Raw genomic sequence first — 12017 nt, 5'->3', positions numbered from 1 at the left:
ATTTATTAAAGAGATTAATAAATAGTAACGCTTCCGATTTTGGGGGAGCGTTATTATTTTTTATGTGAAAAACTTTGGTGAAATAAGGGCCATAATAATTGGAAGAAAAGTTGTTATATCTTTTAAATAATACGATTGATCTTATACTTGTGCTGTGGCCTTCCGATTTTACAATCTTCTATTATTCAGACTAAATTTATTAAGTTCTAACAAGTAGCTTTAATAAATATATATAATATTAATTTTAAGTTGACACTACTAACGTTCTAGTGTACTATTGATACGGTTCACTAGAGGATCAATTATATGTCTAAAAGGAGATGGAACAATGGTTACAGAATTTAATGACAAAATGGATAATATATTAGAGGCAAAAGAAATACGCAAATCATATCTAAATAAAAAGGCATTACGTGGGGTAAACCTAAATATACCGCTTGGGAAAATTGTAGGACTTCTTGGACCCAATGGTAGTGGTAAAACTACGTTCTTAAAAATTGCAGCGGGCATACTACATCAATCTAAAGGAGAAATTTTAATAGATGGGCATATACCTGGTGTCCATACAAAGTCGGTAGTTTCATATTTGCCTGATAATGAATATCTTCTAAAGTGGATGAAAGTAAAGGATGCAGTGAAATATTTCAAGGACTTTTATTCTGATTTTGATGAGATAAAAGCAGAGGAATTATTGGTCTTTATGAATCTTGATAAGAACGATACTGTAAAGAGTTTATCAAAGGGAATGAAAGAAAAGTTAAAGCTTTCATTGGTGTTATCAAGAAAAGCTAAGCTTTATATACTTGATGAACCGCTTGGTGGTGTAGATCCCACTGCTAGAGAAAAGATACTTAATGCTATAGTTAATAACTTTAGTAAAGATAGTTCCATGATAATTACGACTCACCTTGTAAATGATATAGAACGAATTTTTGATGATGTAGCATTTATATCTGAGGGAGAGATAGTGCTTGAGGGTAATGCAGAGGAATTACGAACCAGTAGGAAAAAGTCAATCGATGAATTATATAGGGAGGTATTTCAGTAATGTTTAAACTTGTAAAATATGAATTGAGAGCAAATTTTTTAACCATAATTGGAAGCTGCATAGTTGTGATAATTGCTAACTTGCTTCTTATGGCAAAGAAAAGTTCATGGGGTGATATAGTTATTGGATTATCTGGTTGCTTAATTATTGCTACAATAATAGTCATATTTATATCTTCATTAAAAATAATGAGTAAATATTTGTATGGAGACTCGGGCTACTTGTTATTTACACTACCACAGTCTGGAAAATCGATAATAACATCAAGGCTTATAACTGCACTAATTCAAATATCGATTATTGTTGTTGTATCTTTTTTAATGTCTTATTTGACAGTAACAGACAAGATAGATTTTAGTTTCTTGGGGGAGCTTAAGCCTGGTCTAATATTATATAGTATAGTTAATTATATATGGGCCATTATTTACTTTTTAACTATTATATACTTTTGCATGGTTATTGGAAAAATAGCCTTAAAGGGTAAAAAATTAGGCAAAATAGGTTCTTTTGTGATTTTTATAATCTTATCTATAGTAATAATTTGGTTATCTACTAAAATTACAAATTTATTACCTCAAAACTTGAATTTGAGTGATTTTTCGATAAATAATCTTGGTCTTCAGTTGAATTCTGATTTTACATCTTCAACTGGAGTGTATAATATTAATATAGCTGGTGCCATATTTGATATTATTGTGTTTATAGGATTGTTTATGAGCACATCTTATCTAATAGATAAGAAATTAGACCTTTAAAAAAGGTGACTGTCACTTGTCGAAAGCTTCGTATAAGTGACCCAGGGGCGAACATATTTAAAAAATAGTGACATTTCTTAATCTTAAGAAGTGTCACTATTTTTTAAATACTATGATTTACCTTATATTTGTGCTGTGGCCTTCCAATTTTACCATATTCAATTAACATATCAATTTTTCCTTCTTTATTCATATATTCTAAATACTTTCTGCATGTGACCCTTGCAATTCCGAGTATTTCACCTAGCTCTTCTGGCGAGGTGTAATTATCTCCTATTTGCTGCACTTGTTGCCAGATTGTATCATAAGTATATCTATTTAGCCCCTTAGTTAAATCAGAATTATTATTTTCTGCAACAGCTAAATCTCGATTGCTTATAATATATTTATCCAATTCACTTTGCTCAATTATATTTTCCTTTTGAAGATGATAATATCTATCTTTAAATTTAAGGAGTGATTCTTTAAATCTCTCTAAAGTGAAGGGTTTAATTAAATAATCTCGAGCTCCATATCGAAAAGATTCCTGAATTCGATCTGTTGTTTTATCAGCAGTAATTAAAATAACCTCAACTTCAATTTCTTCAGTTCGAAGCCACTTTAGAAAATCTATTCCATTTTCATTAGGAAGATAAATATCAAGTAAAACTAAATCTAGTTTATGTTTTTTTATAAAACCCTGTGCATCCGTAAGATTACTAGTGGCTTTAATTAATTGAAAGCCCTCGACACGGTTTAAAAATTTAGTATTAATATCTCGTACCATTGGGTCATCTTCAATAATCATAACTTTAATCATTGCCTTATGCTCCTTTCCAGTGGAATACTTATATCCCACCATGTTCCGTTATTTACGCTAAATTCAATTGTGCCTCTAGCCTCATCAATGATTTTTTTAACAATATACATACCTACTCCACGCTGACCTGTTTTAGTAGTAGTTCCAATTTCGTATATCTTATCTTTCATTTCAGTAGCTATACCTGGTCCATTGTCATTAACTTGAATTTTCAACTCGTTTTTTAATTTGAAAATTTTAAAGTGAACAAAACCATTTCCATTTGTACTTACTGCGTCAAGAGAATTTTCTATCAAATTTCCAATAACAGATCCTAATTCGTCTTCTCTCATATACTGAGGTAGTTCATCTAACTTACAACTTGAATCAATTTCAAATATTATCCTAGCTTCCTCTGCTTTATTATATTTTGAGAGTAACAATGCCGCAATATATACGTTTTTGATTTGACCTTGCAGAATACTGCTAATATCTTTTCGAGTTTTAGAAACCGTTGATATGAATTTCACAGCATCTGTGTATTCACCTAATTGTATCATGCCAGATATAGCATGGAGTTTATTCATAAATTCATGATTTTGTGCTCTAAGGGAGCAAGTCATTTTTTTTATTCCGGTGAGCTCTTCTGCCATTTTTTTAACTTCTGTTAAATCTCTAAAATTCATTACAAGTCCAATTACTTCACCTTTATCATTTTTAAGTGGATTATATTTGCAAAAAATCGTTAAACCTGGTCTAATTTTCATTTCTATATTTTCAAAATACTTTCCAAGTTTCAGTACTTCAGAAACTTTATGTTCATAAGAAAGATTTGTTATGGGGCAGCCTATGTCTTCAGATGTTAGTCCAAGGATTTCTCCCGCAGCTCTATTAAATAAGGTGACTCTACCTTTTTTATCCACAGCTATAATTCCTTCCGTAACACTTTCAATAACAGCTTCCTTTTCTTTAAGTATCAATGCTATTTCTTCTGGTTCTAAACCGAAAATTGCTTTTTTAATATTGGAAGATAAGAGAGTTGCAGCAATAACCCCTAAAATTAATCCGAGTATTATAAAAGGTATAAAGCTATCTATCTTTAAATAAATCTCATTATAAACCTCAGCAATTGGGCTACCTATAGCCACTGCTCCAATTTGTTTCCCGTCTTTTATTATAGGTGTAAATACTCTAAGAGAGGGTCCAAGGCTTCCATTTGCCTCAGATACATATTCTTCTCCAGTTGTGAGAACACGTTTTTCATCTCCACCTTCAAAATTCTTACCTATTTTAGACTTAGTAGGGTGTGAATATCTTATTCCTTTCATATCCATTACTACAATAAATTCTACCTTAGTTTTAATTCTTATGGCCTCTATCTGATTATTTAAGCTTTCATCATCAATTTGATTTTTTTCTGTTAAATAATTTTTAACAAGATAACTCATTGAGACGGAATTTGCAATATTTAAAAGGTTACGTCCAAATTGGTCTTTAAGCACTATTTTCATCTGATTAAAGGAAAGGATAGATATACTTCCAATAGTCAGGAGTAAAATTCCGATTACTGTAGTAGTGATTTTTGTTTTTAATTTCATATTTAGCTCCTCTTATATCTTTTTTATAGGATACGTTTACAAAAATTATAACATATCTAGTTTTGAATAATATATTGTTAAAAATAATACAAAGATTTTTTAATGACCACAAAGAATTTTAAACTTTCTAAATATTTAATTATATTGAATTTGTTGTTATGATGATATCAACAAATAAAACGTAAATATTAATCATGAAAACGTATAAATAATATAACGAAGAGGAGAGATATTAAATGAATTATTTTGAAGAAAGTCTAAAAATGCATGAAAAATACACAGGTAAACTTGAAATAAAATCAAAGGTAAAAATAGAAACAAAAGAAGATTTAGGACTTGCATATACACCTGGAGTTGCTGAACCTTGTAGAAGGATTCATGAGAATGAAGAAAACGTATACAAATATACAGCTAAAGGAAATATGGTTGCAGTTATTACAGATGGTACTGCCATTTTAGGGCTTGGGGACATAGGACCAAAAGCAGGACTTCCAGTTATGGAAGGTAAGGCAATACTATTTAAAGAATTTGCAAATGTTGATGCTTTTCCAATTTGCTTAGATACAAAGGACGTAGATGAAATTGTCCGTACTATTCAACTTATTTCCCCAGGATTTGGTGGGATAAACTTAGAGGATATTAGTGCTCCAAGATGTTTTGAGGTAGAAGACAAACTTAAAAAAATATTGGATATACCAGTATTTCACGATGATCAACATGGAACAGCTATTGTAGTTCTTGCAGGACTCATTAATGCGACTAAAGTAGTAGGAAAGAAATTATGCGATTTAAAGGTTGTTGTAAACGGTGCAGGGTCTGCAGGAACAGCAATATCAAAACTTTTACTAAGGTCTGGAATTAAAAATCTAATTGCTTGTGACAAAGTAGGAATACTTTATAGAGGAATGGAGAAAATTGATGATGCAAAAACGGCTCTTACAGAAATAACTAATCCGGAAAATATAAAAGGAAGTTTAAGTGATGCTTTAGTAGGGGCAGATGTATTTATAGGAGTTTCAGCTCCAGGAATTGTTACAGCTGATATGGTTAAGTCTATGAATAAAGATTCTATAGTTTTTGGAATGGCAAACCCAACACCTGAGATAATGCCAGATGAAGCTAAAAAAGCAGGCGCAAGGGTGGCAGGTTCAGGACGTTCTGATTACCCAAATCAAGTAAATAATGTACTCGTTTTTCCAGGGCTATTCAGAGGTGCTTTAGATGTGAGAGCAAAAGAAATAAACGAAGAAATGAAGCTTGCAGCAGCGTATGCTATTGCAAATTATATAAAAGATGAAGATTTAAACGAAAATAATGTAATACCAAGTGCATTAGACAAAGGAGTAGCAACAAAAGTAGCAGAAGCAATTGCGAAAGCTGCAAGAGATACAGGAGTAGCAAGAATATAAAATAAGTTAATTTAACGGTAAGGTTAATGGAGGCATATCTGAAAATTAAGGTATGGTCTCCAAATAACAAAAATAGGAGGCTGAAAAATGCAAATTCCAATTAAGAGAACAATTGATAAAATTCCAGGTGGTATGATGGTTGTCCCACTTTTTTTAGGGGTATTAGTTAATACATTTTTTCCGCAATTTTTAAAAATTGGCGGTTTTACAACAGGATTATTCGGTAAAGCTGCATCAACACCAATTTTAGCTTGTTTTATGTTTTTAATTGGTTCACAAATTAATTTTAATTTGGCACCAAAGGCATTAAAAAAGGGTGCAATTTTAATATCAGGAAAATTTATAGTAGGTGCTGGTATTGGTATATTTGTAGGGAAAGTTTTTGGGCCTGCTGGAGTACTCGGTTTATCACCACTTGCAATCCTTTCAGGATTAACAAATTGTAATGGCGGATTATATGCATCGCTTGCTTCGCAGTATGGGGACGAAACGGATGTAGGCGCTTACGCATTACTTTCTTTAAAAGATGGTCCGTTTTTTACATTAGTTGCATTAGGCGCATCAGGACTTGCTCAAGTTCCTTTCATGGCACTTGTAGCAGTATTAGTTCCGATATTAATAGGAATGATTTTAGGAAATATTGATCTTGATATGAGAAAATTCCTTGGAAGTAGTGGATTATTATTAATTCCATTTTTCTCCTTCCCATTAGGTGCAGGAATGAATCTTGAAACTATAGTAAAAGCTGGAGGTCCTGGTATATTACTCGGAATAATAGCTTCATTTACTGGAATAGGAGCTTATGTACTCTTAAAATTATTTAAAGAGGAACCTATAATAGGGCTCGCAACAGGGTCAACAGCAGGAAATGCTGTAGCAACGCCAGCTATTATCGCAGGAGCAGATCCATCATTAGTCGCTATTGCTACAATAGCAACAGCACAAGTTGCAGCTTCATGTGTAATATCCGCTATACTTTGTCCATTTATTGTTTCCTATGCATTTAAATTGATGACTAAAAATAAAATGAAGAAATTAGCTAATGGACCTGCGGTATGATGAAAAAATAAAAGTGAAAGTAGATTATACTAATACTTAACCTGAAAGTGTAGTTTGGGTAAATAATTAAAAAATGAATTAGGGTTCGCTTAGCAGTCAATTTATAGTTTTATATAAATTAACTGCTATGATTTTTTGTGATGGGATTATTAGAATGAATAGTAAAAAATAATATCTAGTATTATTGAGTAAATAAATTCATATTGCATTTAATGATATTAATTAGTTTGAATAATATTTTAACTTAAATTAAATTTTTCGTAAGTTTTAAATTGCTAATCACAAATAATTTGTATTAAATTAGATTATTATGTAGATAGTTATAAGAAATTTATACCCCCTTATAAAGTACTGTAAACCACACTATTGCTGGCTTTTGAAAAAATGGAAAATTTTTAAAAGGACATTGCATAGCATTAATAAACAATGTATAATGTAGAAAAATGTATGTAATATATAATTAAGCAATAGTTAGAAATAAACTTGAAAATGTGGAATATTGGTCTTAAAACAAACAAAGATCAGGGGATGTTTTAGATGCGTTTATCCATATATGAATAGATTAAAACATTATATAGTATAGTTAATAAAGGGGTATAGCCAATGAAGAATATGGCAAAAAAAAGATTGGGAGATTTATTAATTGAATCTGGAAAGATAACTTCAGAACAACTTAATAAAGTACTCAGAAAACAGCAAGGTAATGGAAAAAGGTTAGGAGAACTTCTTATTGAAGATGAGACTTTAACCGAAGAAGATATTTTAGAAGTTCTAGAGCAACAATTAAGCATAAAAAGAGTACGATTAGATATGCAAGAGATAGATCAAAAAGTTGTTCAATTAATTCCAGAAGTTATTTCAAAAAAGTATAATTTAGTTGCTTTTGGTATAGAAGACAATAAAATAAAAGTTGCCATGTCTGATCCTTTAAATATATTTGCGATAGATGATGTTAAGATATCTTCAGGTTTTAATGTTGAAATATTTATTGCATTAACAAAAGATATTAAAAATGCAATTGATGTATATTATGCTAGTCAAAGCGCTAAAAAAGCTGCTGACGATTTATCGAAAGCTCAAGGAACAAAGGGCGATACGGAAGATAATAAAGCACAATTAGATGATATAAAAAGCGCCCCAGCGGTTAGACTTGTTGATTTTATAATAAGTGATGCAATAAAGCTGAAAGCTAGTGATATCCATATAGAACCTTTTGAAAGTTATATAAAAATAAGATACAGAATAGATGGTACGTTAAAAGAAATATCTAAATACAATAAAGATATATTTAGTGCGTTTATAACTCGTATAAAAATACTAGCTGAATTAAATATTGCAGAAAAGAGAATTCCACAAGATGGTAGAATTTTAACAATTGTAGATAATAAGAAGGTGGATTTGCGGGTATCAACATTGCCGACAATTCATGGTGAGAAGGTTGTTATCCGGGTACTAGATAGAGGAAATTTCTTGGTTGGTAAAGAAAAACTTGGTATGAACGAAGATGACTTAGAGAAAGTAGCAAGAATACTTAAAAATCCATATGGGATAATTCTAGTCACAGGCCCTACAGGAAGTGGAAAATCAACTACACTATATACTCTATTAAGTGAATTAAATGATAACAGTAAGAATATTATAACAGTAGAGGATCCTGTAGAGTATGTAGTAGATGGAATAAATCAAGTAAATGTAAATCCCAAAGCAGGACTAACATTTGCATCTGGTTTAAGGTCAATTTTAAGGCAAGATCCTGATGTTGTTATGATAGGTGAAATAAGGGATAATGAGACGGCAGAAATTGCTACAAGAGCATCTATAACTGGGCATATAGTGTTAAGTACAATACACACTAATGATGCACCTTCAGCAATTGTAAGACTTATAGATATGGATATACAACCCTACCTTGTAGCTAGTGCCATAGCAGGAATTATATCTCAAAGACTTGTAAAAAAAATATGTCCAATGTGCTCTGAGGTTTTCATTGCCTCTGATTTTGAAAAAGAGATCCTAAATATTCACTCAGTGGAGGATTTACTTATTCACAAAGGTAAGGGATGCGGGCATTGTAACAATACTGGATATTCAGGAAGAATAGGTGTATATGAAATAATGGAAGTAACTCGCACACACAGAGAATACATAATGCGTAACGCTAGTGTAGATGAAATAAGAGATATAAGTATAGAAAAAGGGATGAAAACGCTAAAAACATCATGTACTGATTTAGTGTTAAAAGGAATGACAACGGTTGAGGAACTGGTTAAGATAGCGTTCTTGAAAGAATAGGGGTGGAGTAAGTGCCTACTTATAAGTATAAAGTTATGGACCATAAAGGTCAAAAAATAGAAGCAGTATTTAAAGCTAATAGTAGAAATGAAGTGTTAGCCATGATAGAAGATAATAATTATTATCCGATAGAAATTAAAGAAGTATTAGAACGTGAGCAAAAGGATTTATTTGAATCCTTTGAAAAGGTTAAAACAAAGGATCTATACATTTTCTGTAGACAATTTTATACAATGATAAACGCAGGTGCTAATATTGCTAATGCATTAGATGTTTTAAAAAAGCAAACTGAAAATAAAAAACTGAAGAAAAGCTTATACGAAGTTCATGATGATTTGCAAAAGGGGGTCGCTCTTTCAGACTCACTTTCAAAACATAAAGATGTGTTTCCAGATTTACTTATAAATATGATAAATACAGGAGAAGTCAGTGGTAACCTTGATACAATAATGAATAGAATGGCATCCCATTTTGAAAAAGAAAATAAGATAAACAACCAACTTAAGAGTGCTATGGTTTATCCAATGGTACTCGGTGCCTTATCAGTTGTAATAGTAATTTTCCTTTTAACATTTATAATGCCTACATTTACAGGAATGTTTACAAGTTCGGGGGTAGCATTACCAGCACCTACCAGAATAATTATGGAAATAAGTCAATTTGTACAAACTAAATGGTACATTTTAATTGCGGTTATTGGTGGAGCAATTTATGGTATGAAGAGTTATGTCAAAACTCCACAAGGTAGATTATCAATAGATGGATTAAAATTGAAATTGCCAATAATTAAAGATATTACAGAGAAGGCAATAGTATCTAGATTTACTAGAACTTTATCTACTGTAATTGCTAGTGGTGTACCTTTGGTACAAGCACTAGAAGTAGTTCAAAAGGTAGTTGGAAATAAAGTAGCAGAAAATGCTTTAGAAAAAATCAAAGAAAAAGTAGTAAGAGGGGTATCTTTAGCGGAGGCATTAGGAGTAGAAGTGATATTCCCAGAAATGTTACATTCTATGATAAAAATTGGAGAAGAATCCGGTTCACTAGATGATATATTGGACAAGACAGCAAATTTTTATGATGAGGAATTAGAGACATCATTAAAAAAAATGACCACAATGATAGAGCCACTTATGATAATAGTGATGGGAGTTATTATAGGATTTATAGTAATTGCAATGATGTTACCGATATTTGATATGACGAAGACAGTTCAATAATATGAAGCGACCCAGGAGATGATTAATATGATAAAACTACAAAATGGGTATATTAAAATTACAATTTTTAGTAATATAAGTTTTGTAGTTTTATCATTATTATATATTTAAAATTTATTTATTAGGGGGAATTATTAATGGAAATGAGCTTAAGGAGAATGGATGTAATTAAGAAAAAGAAGAGGAAAGGGTTTACCTTGATTGAACTTATTGTGGTTATTGCGATTTTGGGTATATTGGCTGCGATTGCAATTCCAAGATTGACTGGATTTACAGACCAAGCGAAAGTTGCTGCAGACAAAGAGTTATCAGCTGTTATTGCCCATTCTACCGAGATGTTAGTCGCAAATGGCACAATTGTTCCGGGAGCTGGTGGTACGATAACTGTAACTCAAACAAATGGTGTATTAGTATACACTGCAGCTGGTATTACTACACCTGTAGCCGGTGTTTGCACATCACTATATACAGATTTAGTTGGGGCAAAAATTTATCAGCAAAATATGGGTAGTGTTATTACAATCAGCGCTAAAGGTGAAGTTACACACACTAATTAACATTTGAATAAGTTCAACCCTATAGGTCGAACAAATCCACCTGGGGGTCATGAACAATTAATGAAGCCTGAGGTAGAAAAATTTATTTTGGCTAATAATTCAAGGTAGTAAATAAAAACTTCCAGTTAGTGTTTCAACTTAGAGTAAAGTAACACTAACTGTAAGTTAATATTAAATAGTTTAATCAAAATACTAAAAGAGGTGACTACTCATGTTCAACTCAAAAGTCTTATCTTTAGATATAGGTTCAAAAAATACAAAAATAGTTTTAGGAATACAACATAGAAAAAATGTTACTATAGAAAGAGCCATTACGATGATTACACCGGAAGGATGTTGTAATGATGGAAATATTTTAGATGTAACCAAATTAAAAGATGAAATTTTAGACGTTTTGCAAGCTGAAAATATAAGATGTAAAAATATTATTATCACTACCAAAAGTACAACAGTTATAACTAGAGACATCGATATTCCTGTAGCAAAAAAAGAGGATATGGATTCTATAATAAAGTTTCAGATGGAAAGATATTTACCAATTAAGTTTGATGATTACATAATGCAATATAAAATATTAGAAGAGTTTGAAGATGAAAATATAAAACAGGCAAAATTTGCAGTAGTAGTTTATCCTAAATTAATGGTGGATGGATATTATAAGTTGATAAAGGAATTGAAGGGTAATGCAATAGCATTAGATATAAGTTCAAATAGTATTAATAAGTTATTTATTGATAATATACAAGTTAACGATGAAAATTACAGTTTAGAAGATACTGTTGCAGTTATAGATTTGGGACATGATTTTACAAATGTAAATATTATTTCGGATGGTAATGTGTTGTTTACTAGAATTATTAATTATGGTGGATCACATATAGATGTTGATATTGCTAAGCAATTGTCTATTTCAGAAGAGGAAGCAGAGGATCAAAAATTTAAAGATTGTAATTTAGAAAGGGAATCTCTAAGTGATATGCAAAGTTCAATGGTAAACGATATTGCGAAAGCACAAGTAAGAAATTGGATTCGTGAAATAGAGAAATTGCTAAATTATTATAAAAATAAAAAACAAGGAAATAAAATAGACAAAATATATATTTATGGAGGAAGTGCAAATCTTAAAGGTATAGAAATGTTTATGAACGACATTGTAAACTTACCTGTTACCCGAATTCATAGCTTAAGTAATGTAAATTGCTCTAAAATAAATGCAGCTAATGTAGATTCAGCTAGAATAGATGAGGAATTAAGCAAATATTTGAATGCTATAGGAGCGATAATAAGACTGGGGTAGGTGA

At 31.1% G+C, this 12017-nt stretch carries 10 protein-coding genes; 8 read left to right on the top strand and 2 right to left on the bottom strand.

Going from position 1 to position 12017, the window contains the following annotated elements; genetic code table 11:
* Nucleotides 1–352 precede the first annotated feature (352 nt).
* A complete protein-coding gene (locus A7L45_RS16460; RefSeq protein WP_071615019.1) occupies nucleotides 353–1048 on the top strand; it encodes an ABC transporter ATP-binding protein in 696 nt (231 codons plus the stop codon).
* Nucleotides 1048–1803: a hypothetical protein gene (locus A7L45_RS16455; protein WP_071613797.1), complete on the top strand. Its 756-nt coding sequence runs from the start codon at nucleotides 1048–1050 to the stop codon at nucleotides 1801–1803. The genes A7L45_RS16460 and A7L45_RS16455 overlap by 1 nt, the downstream gene beginning before the upstream one ends.
* Before the next feature lie 103 nt (nucleotides 1804–1906).
* Here A7L45_RS16455 and A7L45_RS16450 read toward each other — a convergent pair whose 3' ends face one another.
* Nucleotides 1907–2602 (bottom strand): response regulator, encoded by a 696-nt coding sequence (locus tag A7L45_RS16450; protein ID WP_071613796.1) that lies wholly within the window; start codon nucleotides 2600–2602, stop codon nucleotides 1907–1909.
* On the bottom strand, nucleotides 2599–4179 hold the full coding sequence (locus tag A7L45_RS16445) for an ATP-binding protein (protein WP_071613795.1): 1581 nt from the start codon (nucleotides 4177–4179) through the stop codon (nucleotides 2599–2601). Before A7L45_RS16445 ends, A7L45_RS16450 begins: the two co-directional genes overlap by 4 nt.
* A 236-nt stretch (nucleotides 4180–4415) precedes the next feature.
* Here A7L45_RS16445 and A7L45_RS16440 point away from each other — a divergent pair, with 236 nt between their 5' ends.
* From A7L45_RS16440 to pilM, 6 genes are all read left to right on the top strand, one after another.
* Nucleotides 4416–5588 carry an NAD(P)-dependent malic enzyme gene (locus tag A7L45_RS16440; protein ID WP_071613794.1) on the top strand — a complete coding sequence of 391 codons (1173 nt, stop codon included), beginning with the start codon at nucleotides 4416–4418 and terminating at the stop codon, nucleotides 5586–5588.
* 87 nt (nucleotides 5589–5675) lie between these two features.
* Complete coding sequence (locus A7L45_RS16435; RefSeq protein WP_071613793.1) at nucleotides 5676–6647, top strand: 2-keto-3-deoxygluconate permease; 972 nt, start codon at nucleotides 5676–5678, stop codon at nucleotides 6645–6647.
* 603 nt (nucleotides 6648–7250) lie between these two features.
* Complete coding sequence (locus tag A7L45_RS16430; protein WP_396022451.1) at nucleotides 7251–8939, top strand: GspE/PulE family protein; 1689 nt, start codon at nucleotides 7251–7253, stop codon at nucleotides 8937–8939.
* Nucleotides 8940–8950: 11 nt separating this feature from the next.
* Nucleotides 8951–10159 (top strand): type II secretion system F family protein, encoded by a 1209-nt coding sequence (locus A7L45_RS16425; protein WP_151553351.1) that lies wholly within the window; start codon nucleotides 8951–8953, stop codon nucleotides 10157–10159.
* A gap of 137 nt (nucleotides 10160–10296) precedes the next feature.
* Nucleotides 10297–10716, top strand: coding sequence for a type II secretion system protein (locus A7L45_RS24180; RefSeq protein WP_071613792.1), 420 nt, complete (start codon nucleotides 10297–10299; stop codon nucleotides 10714–10716).
* 211 nt (nucleotides 10717–10927) lie between these two features.
* Nucleotides 10928–12013 carry a pilus assembly protein PilM gene (gene pilM, locus A7L45_RS16415; RefSeq protein WP_071613791.1) on the top strand — a complete coding sequence of 362 codons (1086 nt, stop codon included), beginning with the start codon at nucleotides 10928–10930 and terminating at the stop codon, nucleotides 12011–12013.
* Nucleotides 12014–12017: the final 4 nt, after the last annotated feature.

Origin of the sequence: Clostridium estertheticum subsp. estertheticum, from assembly GCF_001877035.1 — a bacterium.
GTDB lineage: Bacteria > Bacillota > Clostridia > Clostridiales > Clostridiaceae > Clostridium_AD > Clostridium_AD estertheticum.
Note: the sequence above shows the minus strand (reverse complement) of the source record. Positions and strands in the feature narration are given on the sequence as shown.